We start from the raw sequence: 25,297 nt of genomic DNA on the forward strand, positions 1-25,297 counted from the left end.
GGTGGTCTCTCATGACAGAATTACAATTTTCCGATCCTTATCAATTAGCAAAATATATCAAAGAAGCAAATAAACAAACACCTGTAAAAGTCTATATCAATGGAGATCTTGGCGACGTCCAAGCAGATGGCATCCAATTGTTTGGTAACGGCACCTTCTATTTCGTGGTTGGTGACAGTCAAAAAGTAGCTGAGTTTTTAACCGCGCACCAAGACAAAATCACCGATCACTATCTGGAAAATGATCGCCGCAACTCAGCGATCCCTTTGTTAGACTTGACGAAAGTCGACGCCCGTATCGAACCAGGTGCCTTTATCCGTGACCAAGCCATCATTGAAAAAAATGCTGTTATCATGATGGGGGCCGTGATCAACATTGGTGCCGTCGTTGGTGAAGAAACCATGATCGACATGGGTGCGATTTTAGGTGCCCGGGCAACCGTTGGGAAAAAAGCCCATATTGGCGCTGGTGCTGTCTTGGCTGGCGTTCTTGAGCCACCTTCAGCAAGCCCAGTCATCATAGAAGACAATGTTTTGATCGGTGCAAATGCCGTCGTCCTTGAAGGTGTCCGTGTTGGCGAAGGTGCAGTCGTTGCTGCCGGTTCTGTGGTGACTGAAGATGTCCCTGCTGGAGCAGTCGTTGCGGGCTCACCAGCCAAAGTCATCAAAATGAAAGACGAGAAAACGAAAAGCAAAACCGAATTTTTAGACGATCTACGGGGCTAAGCCGCGCTTTTTCTCAAAAATAAGCAAAAAAACGCAGTGCCGGTTCAGTGATGAGCCTGCGCTGCGTTTTGTCTAAAAAAAGGCGTACCGAAAGCTTTTGGCACGCCCTTTTTTTATTGGCAAATGTTCTTGTAAAAGTGTTTATTCTGCTTGAAACTCTTTGATCGCTGCTTGGATCTCTTGATAGATCACGGCAACTTCTTCAAGGTCTTTTGCGTTTGCTCCACTGGCAAGGGGATGTCCGCCGCCATGATGACGTTTGGCGATCTCATTGATCACTGGACCTTTCGAACGCATCCGCACTCGGTAATAGCCTTCTGGTTGTTCGACAAAGATCGCCCAAGCCAGCACCTCATCGATTTTCCCTGGTAAGGAAACGACTGCTGAGGTTTCCGAATCCACTACGCCAAAACGCTGCTGCAATTCTTGTGATAGGATCACTTTGCCAGCACCAATCTCATCGATTTCGATGTTTTCGTAGACATACCCTGAAAGGCGGGCAACACTGCGAGAGACTTGATCCAATTGCCGATTGATCTTCGCTGCATCAAAGCCGTAATCCAATAGTTCAGCCGCTAAGCGCAGGGTTGTCGCTGTCGTTGCCGGATATAAAAACCGTCCAGTATCACCAACAATGCCCGCATACAGTAGACGAGCCGCTTCTTGGGTCATCGTCAGCTCGTTTTGAAACATTTGCCAAAACGAAACGATCATCTCACTACAGCTGCTGGCTTTCGTATTGACCCAGACCAGCTCTCCGTAAGGTTCATCATTAGGGTGATGATCGATTTTGATCAATTTCGCCCCTTGATCATAGCGTTGGTCACTGACCCGTGGTGCATTGGCCGTATCTGTAACGATCACTAGTGCCCCTTTATACAAATCATCAGGGATCGTCTGCATCAGCGCCAAGTAATCCAATCCTTCAACAGGTCCGCCGACTTGATAGATTTCTTTTTTCGGAAAACTAGCTCGTAAAATTTCTGCCAAGCCCACTTGTGATCCTAATGCATCTGGATCAGGGCGTTGGTGCCGATGGATAATGATTCGGTCGAATGCTTTGATTGTTGCAAGTATTTCTTCTTGTACCTTCATGAATGGTCTCAACTTTCTCTCTAAAATTTTTCCATAAGTGCCGTTTTCGATGATTTATGGGCGTTCCATTACTTGGCATACCACGATCGCTTTTGCCACTAAGGAATTTTCGATCGATACTTCAATATCGATTTTCGCCGAACGTCGCCCCAGTTCTAGAATCTTCGGTTGAATGATGATCTCGCTTTCTAATTGGATCAAACGGAAGTAATGCAGATTGACTTGTTCGATCCAACTATTGCGCCGTTGATTCAACTGCATGGTACGTTTTGCCGTATTAGCGATCACTTCACTCAAGACACCAAAAGAGATCGTTCCGACTTCATTGACCATTTGGGGCGTCACCGCAAAACTGAAATGCGGCTGCGCCAATTTGTTCCCTTCAAAATCTTGTTCGATGACTTGCATCTGTCCCGAGATTTGGTCAGAAATCGTATCTGAAATTTGCGTTTGTCGTTGGACCATCTGCATCGCTTTCATGATATCTTGGCGTGTGACGATCCCAATCAAAGAAAGGTCATCTGCTACGACGGGCATCACTTCTAAGCCATCCCAAATCATCTGATGGCTGGCAGAGGCCACACTCATCTCTTTTTTTACGACCCGTGGTTCCCGGGTCATGATTCGTTCGATGATCTGCGTGTCAGGCTTTTCTAAGACATCTTTGGCTGTGATGATCCCAACGACCCGCATATTCTTGTTGACGACTGGATAGCGGGAGTGGTTGGTAGACTCCGAAAGCAGTTTGTAATCCTTGACCGTATCAAAGGTGTGCAGATACTTGGTTTTTTCCAATGGCATATAAATGTCACTCACCAGCATGATGTCCTTTTTGATCAGCTGGTCGCTCAAGGCACGGTTGATCATCGTTGCCACGGTAAAGGTGTCATAGGTCGTTTGTAAAATCGGCAGCTCCAATTCGTCTGCTAAGCGACAGATTTCCTCTGAGGTTTCAAAGCCCCCCGTGATCAAGACGGCTGCGCCATCTTCCAGTGCCAACTTGTGGACTTCGTTACGGTTTCCGACGATCACTAAAGAACCAGGCGTGATATAGCGTTCCATTGCCGATTCCTTCATGGCGCCGATAACAAATTTGTTCAAGTCTTTGTCTAAACCGGCTGCGCCGCCCAAAACATCGCCTTCAATGATTTGGACGACTTCGCCGAAAGTTAGTTTTTCAATGTGTTTCTTTAGTTTTCGTTCGATACGGATGGTTCCCACACGTTGGATCGTTGAAACCAAGCCGATATTTTCCGCATCTTTGATCGCCCGATAGGCTGTTCCTTCACTGACATTCAAGTCTTTTGCGATTCCCCGCACCGAGATGCGATCGCCTACAGGCAGATTCTCGATATGCGCTAAAATCAAATCGTGTTTTGTCGCCATAATTATCCCCTATTCCTACTACGAATCTTCCTGTTGCTTAAACTTCTAATGTCTCACCGACTGCAAGGATCTGGCCCACACCTGCCGGCAATAAATTCACGAAGGTTTGCGGATCTTGCTTGATCATTGGAAACGTATTGTAATGGATCGGTACTACTTTGCTCGCATTTAAAAGCGCTGCTGCTGTTGCAGCATCTTGAACGCCCATCGTAAAATTATCCCCGATCGGTAAAAACGCCACATCGATGTCGAAACGTTCACCGATCATCGCCATATCGCTAAAGAGGGCAGTATCGCCAGCGTGGTAGATGGTTTTGCCTTCTGCTTCTAAAATGATCCCCACTGGATTGCCCATATAGATCATCGTGCCGTCTTCTTCAAGACCAGAGCTGTGTTTTGCTTCCACCATTGAGATTTTGCCAAACGGAAACTCAAAAGAGCCTCCCATATTCATGCCATGCGTCTCAGCAACGCCTTTGCGGGCTGCATAGCGGCAAATTTCAACGACACTGATCACTGGCGCTTCGTTTCTTTTGGCGATCGGCACCATATCCCCAATATGATCACTATGACCATGCGTGATCAAAAGCCAATCGGTTTCCACTGTCTCTGCATCCAAATCAGTCAGAGCATTTCCAGTAATAAAAGGGTCAAACAACAATTTTTGGCCATCCGCTAATTGGATAGCAAGCACTGAGTGTCCGTGATACGTGAGTTTCATACAACATTCCCCTTTCCATCTAAGTAATACAGTCTAATATTTTTCATTATAACAGATAACGCCAGAAATCCAAAAGCACAAATTCTGGCAACTTTAATACATCCGTCCTTTTTCTGGTTCTTGTCAAGAAAAATGAAAAAAACTGTTCTACCCTCTCTGAATAAGGAATAGAACAGTTCGACCTGATGATTTCAAGCAATCATAGCGTTTTCTTACGTCCGCCTTGTTTATAGATGCGCCAGACTGTTAAGAATAACGCTGTGATGCAAAGAAGAAACGCCCCAAAGAAGGTAATTTTCATACCATAGGCAAAAATATCTGCCCGACCTGCGATATAGGTCGTCACATGCTTTCCATAGGCTTGACTCATTGCGGCATAAAGAATCGTCGTTGCTAAGGATATCCCTAAGACCATGCCCAAGTTACGGGCAAAGGAATTTAGACTACCTGCCACCCCAAGATTTTCTTTGGTGACGCTGCTCATCACCATCGTATTGTTGGGGGATTGGAACAACGAATTGCCTAACCCCATGATGGCAGTGGCAACGATATAATACCAAATCGGCGTATCCTGATTCATAAACATATACATCAGCTGAGTGATGGATAGTAACGCTAAGCCAGCTAAGACCAAAATCTCCGGTCCTACGCGGTCCGTCAAATACCCGCTAAGTGGTGAACCAATGACCATCATCAAAGGAAAGACCATCATCAGCATTCCTGCCACGCTCGGCGTTAAGCCTCGGGCACTTTGCAAGTAAAAGGGAATCACGACATTGACAAAAAAGTTTGCAGAAAAGATCAGCAACGCCGTAATCAGGCTCATGGTGAAAATTTTATTACGAAAGATCCCAAAGGTAATCAGCGGCTTGCTCACACGCGCTTCTACTCGCAAAAAGACGATGAATGCCACTAAGGCGATCCCCACCAACAGCAGCGGCAGCCACGTTAGAAAGCCACGCTCTTGTCCAAGAAAAATGCCGCCGAAGAAGCTAATAATTGCAATTGAAAACAGCACAAACCCGGTTTTATCGATGGAATCATGACTCATGGTGATATCTTTTGGCAACACCTTTTCTCCAGCAATCATCGTCAGAATACCGACAGGAACATTGATCCAAAAAATAAACGGCCAAGAAAAATGCGCCAAAATCACTCCGCCTAATCCAGGACCGGCGATGGAGCCTAACGAAACAAAGGCACCGATCATCCCTAAGGCGCGTCCTCGTTCACTCATAGGAAAGACTTCGGTAATAATTCCGGTATTCGTCGCCATCGTCATGCTGGCACCGATCGCTTGCACCACTCGGGCAAATAAAAGAAATGCTAAGGAGTGATTAAACCCGCATAACAGCGAACCGATAATAAAGATCAGCATCCCCAAGCGGAATACTTTGATCTTGCCCCAACTATCCCCTACCTTACCGAATAATAAAAGGCAGGCACAAACGATCATCAAGTAGACGGATACGACCCATTCCGCTTGATTCATAGGTACACCCATATCTGCCGAGATCGTCGGCAATGCGATATTTACGATACTCCCATCCAATGTTGACATAAAGGTAAACATCGAAACAGCAATGAGAATCCACCACTTTCTCTGTTGTACTACGGGATTTTCTTGATAACTATTCACAAATCGACCATCCTCTCTTTGCTTGTTTTGTTCCTCTAGTCTTAGGGGGACAACTTTGTATTATTGATCGAAATCCATTCGCCGTCAATCCTTATCTGCCATTCACGATCAAAATAAAGGTCATTTTGCAAAAAAACCGCCGCTTGTTTTCTTCACAAAAAAAGACAAAAGCTTCGGTGAAAAGAAATCGGCCGTCAAACGGCTATTCTTTCACCTGCTTTTGTCAGTAGGTCAAAACGAATTATTTACGGTTGCGATTTCTTTGGCTTGATTCCATGATGACCGGCAAGATGACTGGACGGCGTTTGGTTTGTTCAAACAAGAAACGACTCAAACGATCACGGATATCTTGTTTCAATTTGCTCCATTCAAACTCTTCATCATGAAGGTGTTTTTCTACGATTTCTTCTACGATCTCGCCACTTTCACGAATCAGGTCACGGCTGGCTTTCACGTAGACAAACCCGCGAGAAGTGATTTGAGGGGCAGAAATAATTTTCTTTTCACGACGATTGATCGTCACTACCGCAACGAAGATTCCGTCTTCAGATAAGACTTTGCGGTCTCGCAGGACGATATTCCCAATATCACCGACACCGATCCCATCGATCATGACGTTTTCAGCTGGAACCGCACCTGCGGCAAGCATTTCGCCTTTTTTGTATTCTAACACATCTCCACGTGCAGTAATGAAGATATTTTTCATCGGAATCCCGACTTCTTGCGCCAAGTCCACATGGGCGGCTAATTGGCGGTACTCGCCTTGAATAGGGATAAAGTACTTCGGCTTCATCATATTCAACATCAGCTGCAGATCATTCGGGTTGGCATGACCAGAAACACGGAAATTATCCGAGATCTGTTTTACGGTACCGCCAGCGCGATAGATGATATCTTCCGTTTTCGCAACCACCGTTTCCATTGCCGTTGTCGGCGTCGTTGTGATGTAAACAAGATCTCCTTCTTTGATGCGCAGCGTCCGGTGAGAGCCGTTGGCCATTTTTTGCAACGCTTTGATTGGTTCCCCCATGCGACCTGTTTCTAAAATCAACAACTGTTCGTCTGAGTATTTTTTCATTTCTTTTTGGGTGATCAGCAAGTCTTCGGCAGGTAATTTTAATTTCCCTAACTTCATGGCCGTTTTGATGATCCGACCAAAATCTTGCCCGGTCAAAACGACTTTGCGATCAGAACGAAATGCCGCATCTAGTACTTGTTGCACCCGTTGTAAATTGCTAGCAACGCTAGCGACGATGATCCGACCTTCCCAGTAACGGATATTGTCATAAACTTCATCTTGGATCGTCAATTCAGAAGCAATCGGCGTTGGATTTTCGGCATTTGAAGACGTACTTAGCAATGCTAAGACGCCTTCTTTTCCAATTTCCGCTAAGCGGCCAAAATCGGTTTGATACATAGGGATCGCTGTTTGGTCAAACTTGAAATCTCCTGTATAAACGATATTGCCAGCTTCTGTTTTTACGCTGATTCCAACAGAATCAGGGATAGAGTGGGTCGTACGGAAAAAGCTGATGGTCGCATGGCCAAAGTCGATCTCCGAATGTTCATCGATCACATGAAAATCTTTGAAGCGCTTGGTAGCTTCATTTTTATTCACGGTCAATTTTGCTAGTTCGATCGTTAACTCGGTCCCAAAGACCGGTACTTGGATATTCTCCAAGAAATAAGGCAATGCACCAATCGCATCTGCATGCCCGTGGGTCAAGAAGACACCCGCCACACGGTCGGCATTTTCTTCTAAATATGTGAAGTCTGGAATCACTGTATCGATCCCTAATAATTCATTTTCTGGATAACGGACACCGCAATCCAGCACAAATATATCCTCGCCAACTTCAGCAATGTACATGTTCTTTCCGTTTTCGCGTACACCGCCAAGAGGAATGATTTTTATCGTTTCCACTTTTATTCACCTCTTAATTTTTTTCTACTGTATTATTTCCCAAGCATAAGCCGTCCCTATTATTATACAACAAAAAAAAGAAAAGCGTGGCATTCACCACACTTTTCTGAAAAACTTATGGTTTACACATGAACTAATCCTTGCTGATGCAGGCTTTCGGCGATTTGAACGGAGTTCCATGCCGCACCTTTCAGTAAATTATCAGAAACGACCCATAAATGCAAGCCGTTTTCGACATCCAAGTCTTTGCGAATCCGACCAACAAAGGTTTCCGTTTTGTCCACACTGGTCAAAGCTTGCGGATATACTTGTTGACTCGGATCATCTTGTAAGACAGCTCCTGGCGCTTCGCTGATCCACTGCCTAACTTCCTCAACACTGGCATGGTCTTTGGTCTCGATATAAATCGACTCCGAATGACCGCTAAACACAGGGATTCTCACACACGTAGCTGCTACTTTGATCTGCGTATCTTCCATGATCTTCTTCGTTTCATTGATCATTTTCCACTCTTCGTAAGTATAATCCTCTTCGGCAAAAACATCGATTTGCGGCAAAGCGTTAAACGCGATTGGGTAGTGCTTTTTATCGCTGCCTGCTGGTAAAATCTCAGGGTTTAGTTCATCAGCGGCTTTGCCGGCTAATAGTTCTTGAGATTCACGAGTCAATTCAGCCAAGGCTTGTGCGCCAGCACCGGAAACTGCTTGATACGTTGAAACCAAGACCCTCGATAAACCGACTTTTTGACGAATCGGTTCTAATGCCACCATCATTTGAATCGTTGAACAATTCGGATTGGCAATGATTCCTTTATGTTGCGCTAATGCATGAGGATTCACCTCAGGAACGACTAGAGGAACATTCGGATCCATCCGAAAATGACTGGTATTGTCGATCACGACTGCACCGTGTTTGACTGCTTCTGGAGCAAATTGTTTTGAAATGTCACCACCGGCACTGAACAATGCAATATCGACTCCCGCAAAGGAATCTGCGGTCAGCTCTTGAATAACGAGCGGTTCATTTTTGAACACAAGGGTCTTCCCAGCAGAACGTTTGGATGCCAACAACGTTATTTTTTTGATCGGCAACGTGGTCTTCTCCAACATCTCAATCATTTTTGTTCCTACTGCGCCGGTAGCTCCGACAACTGCTATGTGATACCCTGTACTCATCAAATCACTCCTCGAATAAAAATACATTTTTACTAGTTTATCATATCTTGTAAAAAAGAAAAGACCTTTCGTGGAAAGAAGCGCAAAAAGAAGGCAGAACTATCTAAATTTTCAATCGTTTTCCCCGTTTTTGGAAAAAACTACCTATATTTAAGGGTTATCATTTGTCACATTTAGGTGTTATAGGATATAATACCGACAGAAGGAATTTTGGGGAAGATTCTTTCCAACGTGCATGGGGAAATTAAAAATACCCAAAACATTGAATGAGGCAAGAATTGCATATGCAATTCTTGCCTCATTTTTATGCTTCATTCGATTCTTCGTTATTTACTTTCACGATAGCAAAGCCTTTGTTATCGATGATCATCGTCTCATCTTCCAGTTGGACAAACTGTTCCATCAAAATTGAATCAGGACGAGAGAGTGTAAGTTGGTCCTCGCCAGTGTTGAAAATACCGATGATCCGCTGTGCCCCCAACTCTCGTTCGAAAATGATCAGGCCATCTTCTTCCGAAACCCAGTTCCAACTCAAGGAACCTTCAGATAAGACTTTTTGGTTGTCTTTGCGTAGTTTGATTAATGACTGGGTGAAATGCAGCAAATCACGATCTTGCTTTTCCTCATCCCAAATCATACATTTACGGCAATCCGGGTCCATATCGCCGGTCAAACCAATCTCATCGCCGTAATACAGGCAAGGAACGCCTTGTTGCAGATACGTAAAGGCCATCACTTGGCGCATCAAATCTTTGTCTCCCCGAGCCAAAGTTAACAAACGCGGGGTATCATGAGAATCCAAAATATTGAACTGCACTTGATTGGTTTGCTCCCGATACAACATCAGCTGGTTATTTAATTCCGAGACCATTTTCGTCATAGAGATCTCGTCTTTGACAAAATATTCAATGATTGCATCCGTAAAGGCGTAGTTCATCACTGCATGAAACTCGTCGCCTTGTAACCAGCGTTGAGAAGAATGCCAAATTTCCCCAAGGATATAAAAATCATCTTTGGCCTCATCACACACTTGGCGGAATTTTTTCCAGAAGAAGTGACTAACTTCATTTGCCACGTCCAAGCGCCAAGCATCGATATCAAATTCTTCGATCCAATAACGAGCGATCTTCAACAAATAATCTTGCACATCGGGATTTTCCGTATTGAGTTTCGGCATATGCGGCGTAAAGGCAAAAACATCATAAGTGATGTCATAAGCATCTTCAAAGTTTTCCCCTTCTTTGTAGTTGACAGGAAACTCATTGATGTGGAACCAATCAGCAAACGGCGAATCTTTGCCGTTTTTAATGACATCTAGCCATTGATGCGAAGTATCCCCCATATGGTTGAAAACAGCATCTAGCATGACTTTGATGCCGCGTTTGTGGCATTCCTCCACTAAGCGTTTAAAGGTATCGTTATCACCAAAAGCAGGATCGATGGCCAAATAATCGATGGTATCATACTTGTGATTCGAATAGGCCTCAAAAATCGGACAGAAATAGATCCCATTGATCCCTAGATCGACAAGATAATCCAAATGATCGATGACCCCTTGCAAATCCCCACCGAAAAAGTCTTGGCGATCGGGATTTTTTGAGCCCCACGGCAATACACCTTCTGGATCATTTGATGGATCCCCGTTCGCAAAGCGCTCAGGGAAAATTTGATACCAAACCGTTTCTTTCGCCCACTCGGGAATTTTGAAACGATCGGCTTCTTGGAAGTAAGGCATCCGAAAATAATTGTTGTTCATTTCTAAATATTGCTGTTCAAAGGGGTAGACCCCGTGATCCCCATAGAAGACATGCAACCCATCGTAACTTTCGATGGAAAAGCCGTAAGACAAACGGCGGAATTCTGCTCCGACCGATACTTGCCAATAATCATGCAAGTCCGTGGAAAGAATTTTTTGCATTTCAATTCTTTGTTGGTACCACGCTTCTTTATACAGTGTGTAAGGATCACCGCAAAGCAGCTGGACATGGCGGACGTCTTGACGGGCGGTACGCAAACGGATATGCATTTTATCCTTCTCGTACAAATACGCAAATTCACTTTCGGGACGATGATAGATGGCAGTAGTATTCATAGCAGACTCCTTTGACTTGTTTGATATACTCATTGTCGCACAAATCAGAAGTCAAAACAAGAGAAAAACGCAATCGGTTGCTTTATCTAAAAAATCGATAATATAAGTTAATATGAAATTAATTCAGTAATTAAAAAGCAAACGATTGCTTCGCCCTTTTTTAATCAAACGGCGTATTTTTCTCACATTGATTGCCACTCCGTAAAATGTCATATTTCCGCAAGATCACCACTGCTTCCGTCAACGACTGACTCAACTGCTGGATATCTTCTGCAGCCATTTGAGCGGTTTTGGCATTCAAGCGGTCTTCCACTTGTTTTTTCTTTTGGACAAACAACTGCTTCCCAGCTTCTTCCAAATAAACATTGACGTTGCGGCGATTGACGCCGTTGGTTTTGCGAACCACAAAGCCAGCCTTTTCTAACCCCGAGATCGAACGACTGATTTGGACTTTTGACGTACCTATTTGCTGGGCCAACTCGGACATCGTGATTCCTTCATTACTAGAGATCACCACGAGTTCCAAGATTTCCATTTTGGTCAATTTTAAATCTTCCAGACCGATTTCTTCAAACAATATGTTTCCCATCAGCGAAAAGATCTCCGCAAACACCGCCATATTGAATGTTCCTAACGCTTTTTCCATACTCTCCCTCTTTTCTGTCTTTAGTTTAGTATAAATTATTTGTTTAAACAATGATAATCGTTGATTTTTGTTAACCATTATGATAGCGTGGTTACATAATGAAAATAATCGTGAAAACGGCAAGAAAAGAGTGACCCCATGTTAGAATTAAAAGATATCAAGAAGTATTATACGGTTGGCTCCAGTACTACGAAAGCCCTCGATGGCGTCTCCGTCGCCTTTCGTAAACAAGAGTTTGTTGCCATTTTAGGGCCAAGCGGCTCTGGGAAAACAACCATGTTGAACGTGATCGGCGGCTTAGATAATTACGACTCTGGTGATATGATCATCAATGGCAAATCAACGAAATCCTTTAAAGATCGTGACTGGGATGCCTATCGGAACAATTCGATCGGCTTTGTCTTCCAAAGCTACAATTTGATCAGTCATTTAGGCATCATCGACAACGTCGAGCTTGGGATGACCTTGAGCGGTGTGTCAAAAGAAGAAAAACGCGCAAAAGCAACCGATGCTTTGACGCGTGTGGGCTTAGCTGAGCATATGCACAAAAAACCAAATCAGCTTTCTGGTGGTCAAATGCAGCGGGTAGCGATCGCTCGTGCCTTAGCAAATGATCCTGATATCCTCCTTTGTGATGAACCTACAGGTGCCTTGGATTCAGAGACAAGTGTCCAAATCATGGAACTGATCCAAGAACTATCAAAAGAAAAATTGGTCATCATGGTTACCCATAATCCTGAATTGGCCCACAAATACGCTGGACGGATCATTGAATTCAAAGACGGACGAATCATTAAAGATTCGAACCCCCATGTCGAAGGACAAAAGAAAGACCAATTCGAATTAAAGCACACAAAAATGAGTTTCATGACGGCCTTACGTTTGTCGTTTAACAATATCCGCACCAAAAAAGGGCGCACCTTCTTGACAGCCTTTGCTTCTAGTATCGGAATCATCGGAATCGCCATTGTTTTGTCACTGTCAACGGGATTCCAAAAACAAATCGACAATACCCAGTCAGAAACATTAGCTCGTTTTCCGATCACGATCTCACAAGTGGCCACTGAACAAGATCCATCAGCGATGGGTACGCGGGAGAAATCGGAAGATTTCCCTTCAGATAAAGAGGTCACTGCCAAATTAAGTGATACGGATCGTGCAACTCATATCAACAAAATCGATCAAGAGTTTCTCGATTACATCAACGACATTGATCCTGAGTTAAGTAACAATATCGGCTACACTCGTTCCACTTCATTGAATCTTTTCCGCAAGATCGATGACAATGTGGAACAAGTCAGCTTCTCCAACGCGTCGCCTGACAATGAACAAACCAATGCCATGATGTCTGCCATGAGTGCCTCAACCGGTATTGGGGTTTCGACTTTCCCTGAGCAGTTATCAGAGGATAACGGCAATTTCTTAAAAGACAACTATGACCTTTTAGAAGGCAGCTACCCAAGTGCCAGCACAGATGTCGTTTTGATCGTCGATGAAAACAACGTAACGAATGTCAATGCATTGATCAATCTCGGTTTTGATATTGAAGATGGTGACACGGTTTCCTTCGACGATATCGTGGGAACAAAAATCACATTGGCGTCTAATGATGCCTTTTACACCGAATTGCCGACTGGAAACTTCATTCCAAACCAAGATATAAATGAAGTTTTCGATAACAGCAACAACAAAGAATTAACGATCAGCGGAATCTTACGTATCAAGCAAAACTCTACGATGAACTTGCTGTCAACCGGCATTGCCTACAGTGATGCCCTCGCGCAAGAAGTGATCAAAGAAAACCAAGACTCAGCGATCGTCCAAGCACAAAAAGATAGCGACACCAACGTGATGACGAATGAACCCGTTGACGAAAGTGCCAAAGATTCATTGATCGCTTATCTCGGCGGCAGTGATTTACCAAACAGCATTATGATCTATCCAAATGATTTCAGTGCCAAAGAAAAAATCCTTGATTACTTGGATGACTTCAACAAAGGCAAAGACAAAGAAGACCAAATCGTTTATTCCGATTTAGCCGGTACGATGACTCAATTGACTGGTGGCTTGATGGATGCGATCACCTATGTCTTGATCGCTTTTGCAGGAATCTCCTTGGTAACCAGCATGATCATGATCGGTATCATCACTTATACCTCTGTACTAGAACGCACGAAAGAAATTGGGGTCTTAAAAGCATTAGGTGCTCGTAAAAAAGACATCACCCGCGTCTTCGATGCCGAAACCTGTATTTTAGGGATCGCTTCAGGGGCTTTAGGTGTCCTAATTGCTTGGTTAGCTACATTCCCGATCAACGCGATCTTATATAGTATGACTGATCTCGAAAATGTTGCTCAATTAAATCCGGTCCACGGCCTGATCTTGATTGCCGTCAGCACCGTTCTAACGATGATTGGCGGCCACATTCCAGCTCGAATGGCAGCGAAAAAAGATGCAGCGATCGCTTTACGCGCCGACTAATTTTATAAGAAAACCTAACAGGCAGCAGCCATCCCCTTGGCTGCTGTTTTTTTGTCCTTCCTTCTGACTTCCAAAAGGTTTCTCTTGAAAAATCCATAAATGAGGAATACAATAGATTTGTTTTTAGGTATACCTAAAAAGATAGGACGTGAAACGATGAATGAAGAAAAAAAATTGATCCAAGCGGCCAACGGTCCTAGCTTGGAAGAAATAAATAATACAGTTGCCATCCCAAAAAACGGCAGCTTTTGGCGCAATCTCTTAGCGTTCTCTGGTCCTGGGGCATTGGTAGCCGTGGGCTATATGGACCCAGGAAACTGGATCACCTCGATCGGAGGCGGTGCTGAATATGGCTATCTCTTACTTTCTGTGATCTTGATTTCCAGTTTGATCGCTATGCTACTGCAATACATGGCAGCCAAGCTAGGGATCGTGACCCAGATGGACCTTGCGCAAGCAACTCGTAAACACACCAGCAAAGGTTTAGGCTTTGTCTTGTGGATCGTCACCGAATTGGCTATCATGGCAACGGATATCGCGGAAGTGATCGGAGGAGCGATCGCTCTCAATCTACTATTCGGCTTACCGTTATTAGTTGGGGTCATCTTAACGATTTTCGATGTATTGCTTCTGCTCTTTTTAATGAAACTAGGTTTCCGTAAAATCGAAGCGATCGTCATGACACTGATTTTGGTCATTATGCTGGTCTTTTGTTACGAAGTCATTATTGCTCAACCGGATCTACCGGCTGTCTTGCAAGGCTTTATTCCCCAAAAGCAAGTCTTGAACCATGGGCAGCTGACAATGGCGTTGGGGATCGTTGGTGCGACTGTGATGCCCCATAATCTCTATCTGCATTCTTCGATCTCCCAGTCACGAAAAATCGATCGCAGCGATACCCAAGAAGTGGCAACGGCCGTGCGGTTCGCTACTTGGGATTCCAATATCCAATTATCCGCTGCGTTTTTGGTCAATTGCCTGCTTTTGATCTTAGGAAGCGCCTTGTTCTTTGGTCATAGCGAAGAAGTCGGCACCTTCTCCGCGCTGTTTGATGCTTTGCAAGATTCCTCCATTGCTGGTGCTGTCGCCAGTCCAGTCTTGAGCGTTCTGTTTGCCGTAGCGCTCTTGGCATCCGGACAAAATTCAACGATCACTGGGACACTGACGGGGCAAGTCGTGATGGAAGGATTTATCCATATGAAGATCCCTACTTGGGCGCGACGTCTGATCACCCGTGGCTTATCGGTGATCCCCGTCTTGCTTTGTACGATTTACTTTGGCGGCAACGAACAAGCTCTGGACGATCTGCTGATCTATTCGCAAGTCTTTTTAAGCATCGCCTTACCCGTTTCGATGATTCCGTTGGTTCTTTTTACCAGCTCAAAAAAAATCATGGGGGAACGCTTCAAGAATCCGCTATGGGTCTCTACCTTAGGCTGGATCTGTGCCATTGCACTGACGGTCTTGAATGTCCGCTTGATCATCGAAACACTCGGCAACTTCTAATAGCGAAAATAAGCTTACGAGGCTGCCTCGTAAGCTTATTTGGTTAATTCGTTTCTAAATCGTGTAAAAACAGACCGCTCAACAGTTTTGGTTCAAACCAAGTTGATTTTGGCGGCATGATTTCTCCCGCATCGGCTACTGCCAAAAGATCGGCCATTTGCGTTGGATACATGGAAAAAGCCAATGTCCATTCTCCGCTATCCACCAAACGTTCCAATTCTTCTGGACCACGAATCCCGCCGACAAAATCAATGCGTTTGTCTGTCCGCACATCTTGGATCGCGAAAATATCAGCCAGCACGTATTGTTGTAAAAGCGACACATCCAGCTGTCCTACCGCATCTTGCGGCACAGCTTCCGGTTTGATGGTCAACTCCCACCACGCATGGTTTAGGTACAGATGAATCGAACCACGTTGCGCTGGTTTCTTCGTTGTAGTTTCTTGAATCGTAAAATGCTGGGCTGCCTGCTCAAAAAAAGTTTCTGGCACCGGTACCCGCAAGACCCGATTGTATTCCCAAATCGCTAATTCATTTTCTGGGAATAAGATCGCTAAAAAGCGGTCACTTTCTTGGCTGTTTTGGCCATCGGCTCGCTTTTGCAAGCCGACTTTGACTGCTGACTCTGTGCGGTGATGCCCATCCGCAATATAAAGGGCATCTACAGCTTGAAACTGCTGGGCAAAAGAGGCGACTAGCGCCGGATCATCGATCAGCCAAACACGATGTTGCACCTCATGATAGCTAACAAAATCATATATTGGCGCATGTTCTGCTTGCCACGCATCGATCGCTTCTTTGACTGCTGCTGGTTGGCGATAGCTCAAGAAAATCGGACTTGTATTGGCATCACATGCCAGAATATGATTGATCCGATCGATTTCTTTTTCTGGTCGGGTAAACTCGTGTTTCTTGATTTTCCCAGCGACGTAATCATCGATCGAGGTACAGGCGACAAGCCCCGTTTGGCTTCTACCAGCCATCGTCAATTCATACAAATAATATGCGGGCGCCGTTTCTTGAATCAACCAGCCTGCTTCTTGAAAAGATGCAAGATTTTCTGCCGCTTTTTGATACACCTGTGGATCATAAGGATCGATTCCTGGCAAGTCGATCTCCGAACGGTCGATGTGGAAATAGCTGTAAGGATTGCCTTGCGCAAACGCTGCGGCTTCTTGTGAATTGACCACGTCATAAGGCAGCTCGGCCACTTTTTCTGCCAATGAGGCTTCTGGACGAATGGCTTTAAACGGAAATACTTGAACCATTAATACCCAACCTCCTGATTCTTGATGACCCGCACACGAACGATATTTTCGTTCTCTCGCAGTTTATCGGCTAATTGATTCAACAAGGCTTCATCTTCAGAAGCGACATCTGCTAGGGTGTAAGCAAAGTCTTCTCGTCCACGATTCAGCATATTGTCGATATTGATCCCAGATTCCGCAATGATCGACGAAATCTGACCTAACATATTCGGTACATTGCGATTGATGATCGTCAGACGATAAGGCGAATGAAAGGCCATCTCAACGGTTGGAAAATTCACCGAGCGCTTGATGGTCCCGAATTCCAAGAATTTTTTCAATGTTCGGGCTGCCATCTTGGCACAGTTGACTTCAGCTTCTTCTGTTGATGCACCTAAATGCGGCAAGACGAGGACTTTTTCATTGTGTAGCAATTGTTCATCCGCAAAATCAGTCGTATAGCCCGCTAAACGGTCGGCTTTTAACGCACGTAAAACGGCATCTGTATCGACGATTTCTTTACGAGAAAAGTTGAATAGCTTCGTTGTTGGTTTCATTTTCGCAAGTTCGGCTTCCCCGACGAGATGATGCGTGTTTTCCATTAGCGGCACATGAACCGTAATAAAATCACAGGTTGAAAAGACTTCCGCAATATCATTGGCACGCTTGACCCGACGAGAGATCGTCCAAGCAGTATCCACTGATACGTAAGGATCATAACCGACTACTTCCATCCCTAGACGATAAGCATCGTTGGCGACCATCGCTCCAATAGAACCAAGGCCGATGATTCCTAACTTTTTGCCTTCTAACTCTGTTCCAGCAAATTGACTTTTTTGCGCTTCTGCTTGTTCTTCCACATTATCACCGCTCAAGGTTTGCACCCATTGGGCACCTCGTAAAATCGGACGGACGCTTAAGAGCAGACTAGCGATCACTAATTCTTTGACCGCATTGGCATTGGCACCTGGCGTATTAAAGACGACGATCCCTTTTTCAGTACATGCTTTGACGGGAATGTTGTTGGTTCCAGCCCCTGCACGGGCAACACCTAAGACACTTTCAGGAAAAGCGTAATCGTGCAATTTCTGGCTGCGCAGCAAAATCCCTTGCGGTTGGTCGCTTTCGTTGATGGCATACTTTTCTTTTTCTAAACGCTGTAATCCTTCTGGTGCGATCGCATTGAATGTTTTGATTTGGAACATTTATTTGACCTCCGCTTCAAATGATTTCATAAAGTCGACTAACGCTTGAACGCCAGCTAATGGAAAGGCATTGTACAAGCTTGCTCGCATTCCTCCAACGGAACGATGCCCTTTCAAGTTCTCAAAACCAGCTTTGACAGCTTCTTCATTGAAGCGCTGATCTAATGCTTTATCCCCTGTCACAAAAGGAATATTCGTTAATGAACGGCTGTCAACAGCCACAGGACTACTGTAAAGAGCAGAGGATTCGATCGTTTCGTATAAAAGCGCCGCTTTTTGGCGGTCTTGTTCTAAAATTGCAGGAATGCCGCCTAATTCTTCCAACCATTCAAACACCAATTTAGCAATATAGATAGCATACGTTGGTGGTGTATTGTACAATGAGTCATTTTTAGCCTGTAAACGATAATCCAGCATTGGAGCGAAAACAGCATCATCATTGAGTAAATCTTCTCGGATGATCACTACCGTCAACCCTGCAGGACCTATATTCTTTTGGGCCCCAGCATAAATCACACCAAAGTCTTCTACGCGATAGTCATTGGCTAAAATATTTGAGGACATATCCGCTACGATCGGCACATTGCCAGCCTGCGGAATCGTTTGAAAGGCCGTCCCTTCAATGGTATTGTTCGTGGTGATATGCAAATAAGCCGCTTCTTGATCGATCGCATCTTCTGAAATTTCTGGAATATAGGTAAAGTTTTGATCCTCACTAGAGGCAACAACTTCCACCGTCACGTTTCCAAGCGCTTTTGCTGCTTCAATAGCTTTCTTTGACCAAGAACCGGTATTTACGTATAAGGCTTTTTTGTTTTGTGCAAGATTTAAAGGGATCATACTGAATTGGAGACTCGCGCCGCCTTGTAAAAACAGTACCTGATAGTTTTCAGGAATTCCCATCAATTTTCGTAAAAGTGCTTCTGCATCTTTAATGATCGCTTCAAACAAGGAGGACCGATGACTCAGCTCCATAACGGACATCCCACTTCCGCGGTAATTCAAAAGTTCGGATTGTGCTTTCTCCAATACGGGACGGGGCAATACGGCAGGACCAGCTGAAAAGTTATAAACTGTCATACAAAAAATCTCTCCTTTATGTTAGATGTGAAAATCATTATAACAGATAGCCGAAAATGAAAAAAGCCTTAAAAGAGAAAATAATTTTGAATTTTCAGAAAAGACTACCAATTTCTTAACGTTCGTCATTTCGGCATTTTTTCAAACAGCCAGCGAGAAATTTCATTGTAAACGATCTCGCGATTACGCTCATTCAAAATCTCATGACGTCCCTGCTCAAGCAAATACATCGTCACGTCAGCATTTTGCTTCAGCTGCTGAGCCAATTGGCGGACGCTTTTGCCATAGTGACCAACAGGATCGTCTGCACCTGAAATCAAGAGCAGCGGCAATTCTGGGTCAATCCTGCGCAGTTGATCCGGATCACTGGCAGCTTGCGTCAATGTAAAGAGATCCTTGTAAGCCGCTAAGGAAAAATGAAATTGGGTGTAAGGGTCCTTCAAATAGCGATCCACTTGCTGCGGATCACTGGTCAACCAGTCCTTGGCGGTTCGATTGGGACCAAAACGCCGGTTGTGCTGACCAAAAACTAGCTGTTCCATTACTTGATAAGGCCATTGCTGAGCGGCAAACGGGCGCAACAAGTTCGTGACGAGTTTGCCTCCTTGCATCAGCACGGCTTTTTCCATCGTGGTGCCCATGATGATCGCTCCTGACAATGGATGGGGCTGACTAAACAAATAATTCCGCAAAACCAGCGACCCCATACTGTGCCCTAAGATAAAGTACGGTCGGTCTGGGTAGCAAGCAGCGGCGTACTGATGGACCACTCCCACATCTGCCACTAAATATTTGGCGCCCTCTTTTTCACCAAAATGCCCATAGGCCTGTGTGTCCTTAACGGATTGCCCATGCCCTAAGTGATCATGACCGACCACCGCATAGCCTTGCGTAGTCAAACATTCCGCAAACTCGTGGTAACGTTCAATGTGCTCGATCATTCCGTGGACGATTTGCACGACTGCTTTTGGCTGTTCTTCTGGCAGCCACGTTTTGACAAAAAGCTGATCCTTCCCATTTGATGAAGTCAGCTTTTCTTGATTCATCCTCATAGTTTGCACCTCTTTTGCTTTTTCTTTTCTCTCCGCCAAATAAAACGGTTGTTTTCTTTATTATACATGGAATTTTAGGCTATGGCGGTAGGAGTTGGGAATTTTCGAGGACGAAAAAATCCTGCCACATTGTCTAAAGACAAAGTAGCAGGAGTCAAACGATCATTACCCATCGCTTGGATTGGAAAACTTCCTCACTATTTTTTATTTGAATTTGACGAGTTCTAAACGATCAATACTTAGCGTATCCACCCCAATCTCAGACGAAAGGGTGATTTCCTGCGCCCCTTTCGGTAACTTCATGCGGACTTGTAGCGGTTGATAATATTCGGAAGGATAGACATCCACCACGTGGCTTGCTTGTTTCGTTTCAATCCTGACCTGAATTGGGTCATTTAAGGAGAGGTAATCAGTGGTTTTGACATAGGCAATCACCAGAAATTCTTCTGCTTCTTCAATCTGCGGGGTAAAGATAATTTTGTCAGTCGTTGATTCAAAGCCTTGGACGACTTTTTTCGAGAGTGCTGCCTCATCTTCGACAAGCACTAAATCGCCTTCCAGCAAAGCACGGCTAGCAGTTAATCGCAGTCGATTCGGCTCAGCTTTTGGCAACGCTTGAACATGCCACTCATCCAAAGGAGCTTCCAGTAGGACTTTATCCTCTTGATCCCAACCAAACTTTTGCAAGCGGATCGAACGGTCCCAGCCCGAATGATCCCACCGAGCAGCGTGATAAATCAGCCAGTCTTCAGAACCATCTTTTGATTTGGCAAATCCATTATGACCAGGTCCATAGACAGTGTTTGTCTGTTGGAAAATCGGCGCTGGTTCCTTTTGCCAATTCGCTCTTTCTAGCGGATCATCAGCTACATCTAAGGTCATAAGACCAAGAGCGTAATCATTGTCCCAGCTTCCACTGGCAGAGTATACCAAATTGACTGTTTCGTCTTTGATGATCACTTGAGGGGCTTCATTGATCAATGGTGTTTGCCGCATTTCCCATTCATATTCTGGTTCTGAGATCAGCCGTTTCTCCCCAATCACTTCCGTAGGGGAGGCCATTTCCGCTAAATAAAGATTTTGCGCAACATTTTCATATCCTTCCCAGCCTGACCAAAGGAAATAGCGTTTGTCATTGATCTCTAAGACTGTTCCATCAATCGCAAATTTATCATCCATCCCTTTGATCTCTTCCAATTCCCACTCACCCATGTAAGGATCTTTTTGATGATTGACTAATGCATACATACGATGCGTTTCTGAAGGACGATTAGCCGCGAAATACATCACCCATCGATCATCTAAGTAATGAAGCTCGGGTGCCCAGATACTTTCAAATTCTGCTGGCATTTCCCAGATGACCTTTTTTTCACCAGCAGCAACGTGAGAGAGGTTTTCAGCACGCCAAAGCGTTAAATTATTCCCAGTCGTTTTGGTATAATAAAAGAACGCTTCCGTTTGCAAGATCCAAGGATCTGCTCCATTATTATCGATAATTGAAGTAAAATCGGACACTTCTTCCCCTGGATCAGTTCCAGTGCTACAACCGGTTATCATAAGCGCAGCAATCAAGATACTTACTCCACTGAGCCAAGCTGCTGATTTCCCCATCGGACATCGCCCCTTTCCTTACCAATCATTTTATTCTATCTGTGGTGGATGAAACTGCTCATTGATCTCTTTAATCGCTGCCAAATCAACTTTTGGTTGGCGGTCATAGGTCAGTAATCCATTGATTTCTTGTTCAACATCTGTCAACTGAGTGTAGCAATAGCCCCAGAGTCCGACAGAATCATAAACAGCTGTCATGATTCGCTGATAATCCTTCAAGAAATCTTGTTGATTTTCCACTGAGGTATAGCCCCAACCGGGTTGCCCCGAAACATCGAAGCCAATACCGCCAAACTCGGTCAATAAAATAGGCTGATCCTGATAAGAAAATCCTCCAGCGAAAATCGGCCATGGGGTCGATACTCGATTCACCAATTTTTCTCTCGTGCTGAGACTGTCTTTGAAGTATAGATATTTTTGCCGTTCAGATTCTTGCCCATGCGCATAATTATGAATCGCACAAATATCTGTCTCCGTCATCGCCCAACCATCATTTGAAATAACCAACCGTTGCTGGTCTAGCGAATGGATAAAGTGATACATCGCTTGAGAAAAATGCTGTTGCTGACGATCAAATGATATTTTTGGCACCCCCCAGCTCTCATTGATTGGAACCCAAGTAACGATCGAAGGGTGACTATAGTCCCGAGTGATGATCTCTGCCCACTCTTGCATTAAACGCGTCACAGAACGATCGGTATAGATTGCGGGCGCCGCACACTCTCCCCAAACAAGAAATCCTAATTTATCTGCCCAGTATAAAAAGCGTGGGTCTTCTGTTTTTTGGTGTTTTCGGCAACCATTAAATCCCATTTCTTTGGCCAATAAGATGTCTTGTTTAAAGTCCTCATCTGTTGGTGCAGTTAACAAGCCGCTCGGCCAATAGCCTTGATCGAGAACCAACTTCTGGTAGTAAGGCTTGTTATTTAAGTAAATCATACCGTTTTCTGTATGTATTTTACGCATACCAAAATAACTTTTTAGCTGATCGATGGCATTCCCTGCTTCTCTAAGCGTCAATTCAACATCAAATAATTGCGGCTTTTCAGGTGTCCAAGACCAGCCTTCGTGGTGAAAATTCGTCCGAAAAATTTCTTGCTGGAAAATATCAACTGCAAAACTCAACTCAGAAGTGATAAAGTCTGCCTTTCCGCTGGTAACTAAAGCACCTTTAAAATAGATTTGATATTCTAGGACTACTTGCGGCTGTAACTGGTTCAGTTCTACATCGATCTTCACGGCGCCAGCATCAAAATCACTCGTAAATTTCACCTGTTTCAGATGGGTTTCGGCAACTACTTCAAGCCAGACTGGCTGCCAGATCCCTGTTGAGTTTGTGTACCAGATTCCTGCTGATTCTTCTTCCCAAAATTGTTTCCCCCGTGGAATGCTTTCATCAAAATGCGGGTCAAATGCTCGCACACTTAGTATTTGCTCTTGTCCAGATACTAAAGCATCCGTGATGTCTATATCAAAAGAGGTATGCCCTCCGCAATGATTTTTCACATGATTGCCATTGACAAACACATCTGCTTCATAGTCCACCGCCCCAAAATGCAAAAGGACACGACTTTTTTCAGGGACTTGCACATTGAAGGTCCGATAATACCATACAACGTCGTGCACTTCTCGATGATCAATGCCGCTCAATGCACTTTGATAGACAAAGGGTACATTGATCTTGTACGGATAGTTTGCTTCGTTTGTGTACCACTTTTCTTTTAAACCAAGATTTTGGTCATCAAAGGCAAATTGCCATTCACCATTTAAGCTTAACCAATTCTCTCTCTCAAATTGCGGTCTCGGATATTCTTCTCTACTCATATTTCCTCCAAAAACAAATTATTTTATGCCACTTTGCAACGACATTGACGCCATAAAGCTTTTTTGCGCCACCAAATACAATAAAAAGGTAGGGATCAAAGCCAAGATTGCTCCGGCAGTTCCAATTCCCGGATAGGTCATGTATTGCCCTTGTAGCAACTGCAGCCCCGGTGTAATCGGTAATTTATCAATATCGTTTATCACGATCGATGGCCACAAGAAGTCATTCCATGAGCCAGTAAAACTAAATAACGCAACCACCGTCAATACAGGTTTGATCAGTGGTAAGATAATATGATAAAAGATTTGAAACTCGTTGGCCCCATCGATCACAGCCGATTCATCCAATTCTTTAGGAATCCCTAAAATGAACTGCCGAACGAGGAAAATGTTATAAACACCTGCAGCCCCAGGAACGATGACTGCCAGAAATGTATTGGTCCAACCTAACGTATCAACGATTTTAAAATTCGGGATCAAATTGACCACCCCCGGAAACATCATCGTTCCTAACAATAGGGCAAAAATCAAATCTCTCCCCTTAAAGGTGAGTCGTGTATAGCCATAGGCTGCAAACGAGACGATCACCATAACCAACAGCGTATGTGAAGTTGAAATAATCATTGAATTCACAAACCAGCGGAACACAGGAGAAGAATCATTGCCTTGTAACAAGCCCAAAAAGTTAGCCAGCGTCCAATCTTGTGGAATCAAACTGAACCCAACCTTTTGAATCTCTGCCTCCGATTTAAACGAGGTAAAAATTGCCCATATCAAAGGAAAGAGCCAAATCACACAGACGATTGCTAGCAAAATAAAGGCAATTCTTTTCCCTAGTTTGTTTTCTCGCATCTTCTTCCCTCCTATCTTTCCATTTTTTTGATGACCATAAATTGCACAATCGAAACTGCCATGATTACAAAACCTAGTAAAATAGCCATCGCTGAAGAAATTCCTGCAACCGAGGTACTACTACCAAAAGCATTTTCTTGGATGTACATCATCAACACGCGAGTAGAATTGTTGGGTCCGCCACCCGTCAACATTAGTGGCTGACCATAAATATTAAACTGAGCGATGGTCGTCATGACCGTGGTAAAAACAAGCTGGTTGCGAATACTCGGCAAAGAAATACGGAAAAATTTCGTGATACTATTCGCACCATCTAATTCTGCTGCTTCTAACTGCTCTTTGGAGACGCCATTTAATGCAGCAACATAAATAATTAGATTCCCACCTAATGTCCACCAAATCGTCACGATCAAAATAGCGATCCATGCCCATGGTTGCGTGCCTACAAAATTGATGTCGATACCGAATACTTCTTTGATCGGTCCAAAAGATTTGCTCAAAAGGAACCCCCAAATAATCATGACGGCAGAGATTGCAAATAATGTTGGCAGGTAGAGAATCGATTGAAAAAAACGCATCATTTTTGGTTTAGCAGATAATGCAACCGCTAGCAACAAGGGAATCACAATACATAACGGAACGGAGATTGCCGCAAAAAACAGCGTATTTTTCATTCCATTAAAAAATTGCGTATGATACAACGAGTCTTGATCAAACAAAATCGTTTGAAAATTATCAAACCCGACAAAAATCGGTGTACTGAACAGATCCCATTCAGTAAAAGAAACATAGATCCCAATCACTGCAGGAACTAAAAAGAATAAAAGAAAAAGGAGCATATGTGGACCAATAAAAACGATTGGCCAGCCATTTAACCTTTTTTTCATCAATACCCATCCTTCCTTGTATTTCTAGTGCAGCTCTCAACAAGAAACGACTGTGACAGCCCTTTAAGCCTATCAGAATTCCTCCCCTATCAAAAAATGGACTGAATTCTTTTTATGGTCACTCTTCCTTCTGCCACAGCCTCCACGTGA

General features: G+C 44.2%; 19 protein-coding genes. 3 read left to right on the plus strand and 16 right to left on the minus strand.

Going from position 1 to position 25,297, the window contains the following annotated elements:
- Nucleotides 1–11 precede the first annotated feature (11 nt).
- Nucleotides 12–725, plus strand: a complete 714-nt coding sequence (gene dapD, locus IGI84_RS12940; RefSeq protein WP_005233952.1) for a 2,3,4,5-tetrahydropyridine-2,6-dicarboxylate N-acetyltransferase — start codon at nucleotides 12–14, stop codon at nucleotides 723–725.
- A 141-nt stretch (nucleotides 726–866) separates the two neighbouring features.
- Here dapD and IGI84_RS12945 read toward each other — a convergent pair whose 3' ends face one another.
- The 8 genes from IGI84_RS12945 to IGI84_RS12980 form a co-directional block, all read right to left on the minus strand.
- On the minus strand, nucleotides 867–1,820 hold the full coding sequence (locus tag IGI84_RS12945; RefSeq protein ID WP_140965311.1) for a DHH family phosphoesterase: 954 nt from the start codon (nucleotides 1,818–1,820) through the stop codon (nucleotides 867–869).
- 54 nt (nucleotides 1,821–1,874) lie between these two features.
- Nucleotides 1,875–3,206, minus strand: coding sequence for a DRTGG domain-containing protein (locus IGI84_RS12950; protein WP_220426444.1), 1,332 nt, complete (start codon nucleotides 3,204–3,206; stop codon nucleotides 1,875–1,877).
- A gap of 37 nt (nucleotides 3,207–3,243) precedes the next feature.
- Nucleotides 3,244–3,927, minus strand: a complete 684-nt coding sequence (locus IGI84_RS12955) for a metal-dependent hydrolase (protein WP_005233945.1) — start codon at nucleotides 3,925–3,927, stop codon at nucleotides 3,244–3,246.
- A 199-nt stretch (nucleotides 3,928–4,126) separates the two neighbouring features.
- Nucleotides 4,127–5,566, minus strand: a complete 1,440-nt coding sequence (locus IGI84_RS12960; RefSeq protein WP_220426445.1) for an MFS transporter — start codon at nucleotides 5,564–5,566, stop codon at nucleotides 4,127–4,129.
- A 241-nt stretch (nucleotides 5,567–5,807) separates the two neighbouring features.
- Nucleotides 5,808–7,490 carry a ribonuclease J gene (locus IGI84_RS12965; protein ID WP_010749981.1) on the minus strand — a complete coding sequence of 561 codons (1,683 nt, stop codon included), beginning with the start codon at nucleotides 7,488–7,490 and terminating at the stop codon, nucleotides 5,808–5,810.
- Nucleotides 7,491–7,612: 122 nt separating this feature from the next.
- A complete protein-coding gene (locus IGI84_RS12970) occupies nucleotides 7,613–8,665 on the minus strand; it encodes an aspartate-semialdehyde dehydrogenase (protein ID WP_216682434.1) in 1,053 nt (350 codons plus the stop codon).
- A gap of 304 nt (nucleotides 8,666–8,969) precedes the next feature.
- Complete coding sequence (locus IGI84_RS12975) at nucleotides 8,970–10,757, minus strand: glycoside hydrolase family 13 protein (protein ID WP_034872136.1); 1,788 nt, start codon at nucleotides 10,755–10,757, stop codon at nucleotides 8,970–8,972.
- A 160-nt stretch (nucleotides 10,758–10,917) separates the two neighbouring features.
- Nucleotides 10,918–11,403, minus strand: a complete 486-nt coding sequence (locus tag IGI84_RS12980; protein ID WP_216682435.1) for a MarR family winged helix-turn-helix transcriptional regulator — start codon at nucleotides 11,401–11,403, stop codon at nucleotides 10,918–10,920.
- A gap of 138 nt (nucleotides 11,404–11,541) precedes the next feature.
- On the opposite strand from IGI84_RS12980, the gene IGI84_RS12985 reads away from it, so the two are divergent.
- The gene (locus IGI84_RS12985) at nucleotides 11,542–13,884 is read left to right on the plus strand and encodes an ATP-binding cassette domain-containing protein (RefSeq protein WP_216682436.1); all 2,343 of its coding nucleotides are present in this window, start codon (nucleotides 11,542–11,544) and stop codon (nucleotides 13,882–13,884) included.
- Nucleotides 13,885–14,040: 156 nt separating this feature from the next.
- The gene (locus tag IGI84_RS12990) at nucleotides 14,041–15,390 is read left to right on the plus strand and encodes an Nramp family divalent metal transporter (protein WP_077452117.1); all 1,350 of its coding nucleotides are present in this window, start codon (nucleotides 14,041–14,043) and stop codon (nucleotides 15,388–15,390) included.
- Nucleotides 15,391–15,433: 43 nt separating this feature from the next.
- Here IGI84_RS12990 and IGI84_RS12995 read toward each other — a convergent pair whose 3' ends face one another.
- The 8 genes from IGI84_RS12995 to IGI84_RS13030 all read right to left on the minus strand — a co-directional run bounded on the left by IGI84_RS12995 (nucleotide 15,434) and on the right by IGI84_RS13030 (nucleotide 25,147).
- Nucleotides 15,434–16,657: a DUF1015 family protein gene (locus tag IGI84_RS12995; protein WP_220426446.1), complete on the minus strand. Its 1,224-nt coding sequence runs from the start codon at nucleotides 16,655–16,657 to the stop codon at nucleotides 15,434–15,436.
- Nucleotides 16,657–17,841 carry a phosphoglycerate dehydrogenase gene (locus tag IGI84_RS13000; RefSeq protein ID WP_081117859.1) on the minus strand — a complete coding sequence of 395 codons (1,185 nt, stop codon included), beginning with the start codon at nucleotides 17,839–17,841 and terminating at the stop codon, nucleotides 16,657–16,659. The genes IGI84_RS12995 and IGI84_RS13000 overlap by 1 nt, the downstream gene beginning before the upstream one ends.
- Entirely contained in the window at nucleotides 17,842–18,921 is a 1,080-nt protein-coding gene (serC, locus tag IGI84_RS13005) for a 3-phosphoserine/phosphohydroxythreonine transaminase (protein WP_216682437.1), read from the minus strand. It lies immediately after the preceding gene.
- A 125-nt stretch (nucleotides 18,922–19,046) separates the two neighbouring features.
- On the minus strand, nucleotides 19,047–19,973 hold the full coding sequence (locus IGI84_RS13010) for an alpha/beta fold hydrolase (RefSeq protein WP_216682438.1): 927 nt from the start codon (nucleotides 19,971–19,973) through the stop codon (nucleotides 19,047–19,049).
- A 204-nt stretch (nucleotides 19,974–20,177) separates the two neighbouring features.
- On the minus strand, nucleotides 20,178–21,584 hold the full coding sequence (locus tag IGI84_RS13015) for a glycoside hydrolase family 43 protein (protein ID WP_216682439.1): 1,407 nt from the start codon (nucleotides 21,582–21,584) through the stop codon (nucleotides 20,178–20,180).
- Between the two features lie 30 nt (nucleotides 21,585–21,614).
- Complete coding sequence (locus IGI84_RS13020) at nucleotides 21,615–23,408, minus strand: glycoside hydrolase family 2 TIM barrel-domain containing protein (protein WP_220426447.1); 1,794 nt, start codon at nucleotides 23,406–23,408, stop codon at nucleotides 21,615–21,617.
- Nucleotides 23,409–23,426: 18 nt separating this feature from the next.
- Nucleotides 23,427–24,260: a carbohydrate ABC transporter permease gene (locus IGI84_RS13025; RefSeq protein WP_042890647.1), complete on the minus strand. Its 834-nt coding sequence runs from the start codon at nucleotides 24,258–24,260 to the stop codon at nucleotides 23,427–23,429.
- Nucleotides 24,261–24,271: 11 nt separating this feature from the next.
- Nucleotides 24,272–25,147 carry a carbohydrate ABC transporter permease gene (locus tag IGI84_RS13030; protein WP_016612866.1) on the minus strand — a complete coding sequence of 292 codons (876 nt, stop codon included), beginning with the start codon at nucleotides 25,145–25,147 and terminating at the stop codon, nucleotides 24,272–24,274.
- Between the last annotated feature and the right edge of the window lie 150 nt (nucleotides 25,148–25,297).

Origin of the sequence: Enterococcus sp. DIV0008, assembly GCF_050542615.1 — a bacterium.
Taxonomy (GTDB): Bacteria; Bacillota; Bacilli; order Lactobacillales; family Enterococcaceae; genus Enterococcus_D; species Enterococcus_D innesii.

Coding starts and splice junctions, on each gene's coding strand:
- IGI84_RS13000 (WP_081117859.1), bottom strand. CDS start 17,841: ATGTTCCAAATCAAAACATTCAATGCGATCGCACCAGAAGGATTACAG.
- IGI84_RS12985 (WP_216682436.1), top strand. CDS start 11,542: ATGTTAGAATTAAAAGATATCAAGAAGTATTATACGGTTGGCTCCAGT.
- IGI84_RS13015 (WP_216682439.1), bottom strand. CDS start 21,584: ATGGGGAAATCAGCAGCTTGGCTCAGTGGAGTAAGTATCTTGATTGCT.
- IGI84_RS12955 (WP_005233945.1), bottom strand. CDS start 3,927: ATGAAACTCACGTATCACGGACACTCAGTGCTTGCTATCCAATTAGCG.
- dapD (WP_005233952.1), top strand. CDS start 12: ATGACAGAATTACAATTTTCCGATCCTTATCAATTAGCAAAATATATC.
- IGI84_RS13025 (WP_042890647.1), bottom strand. CDS start 24,260: ATGCGAGAAAACAAACTAGGGAAAAGAATTGCCTTTATTTTGCTAGCA.
- IGI84_RS12990 (WP_077452117.1), top strand. CDS start 14,041: ATGAATGAAGAAAAAAAATTGATCCAAGCGGCCAACGGTCCTAGCTTG.
- IGI84_RS12970 (WP_216682434.1), bottom strand. CDS start 8,665: ATGAGTACAGGGTATCACATAGCAGTTGTCGGAGCTACCGGCGCAGTA.
- serC (WP_216682437.1), bottom strand. CDS start 18,921: ATGACAGTTTATAACTTTTCAGCTGGTCCTGCCGTATTGCCCCGTCCC.
- IGI84_RS13030 (WP_016612866.1), bottom strand. CDS start 25,147: ATGAAAAAAAGGTTAAATGGCTGGCCAATCGTTTTTATTGGTCCACAT.
- IGI84_RS12950 (WP_220426444.1), bottom strand. CDS start 3,206: ATGGCGACAAAACACGATTTGATTTTAGCGCATATCGAGAATCTGCCT.
- IGI84_RS13010 (WP_216682438.1), bottom strand. CDS start 19,973: ATGAGGATGAATCAAGAAAAGCTGACTTCATCAAATGGGAAGGATCAG.
- IGI84_RS12995 (WP_220426446.1), bottom strand. CDS start 16,657: ATGGTTCAAGTATTTCCGTTTAAAGCCATTCGTCCAGAAGCCTCATTG.
- IGI84_RS12975 (WP_034872136.1), bottom strand. CDS start 10,757: ATGAATACTACTGCCATCTATCATCGTCCCGAAAGTGAATTTGCGTAT.
- IGI84_RS13020 (WP_220426447.1), bottom strand. CDS start 23,408: ATGAGTAGAGAAGAATATCCGAGACCGCAATTTGAGAGAGAGAATTGG.
- IGI84_RS12980 (WP_216682435.1), bottom strand. CDS start 11,403: ATGGAAAAAGCGTTAGGAACATTCAATATGGCGGTGTTTGCGGAGATC.
- IGI84_RS12945 (WP_140965311.1), bottom strand. CDS start 1,820: ATGAAGGTACAAGAAGAAATACTTGCAACAATCAAAGCATTCGACCGA.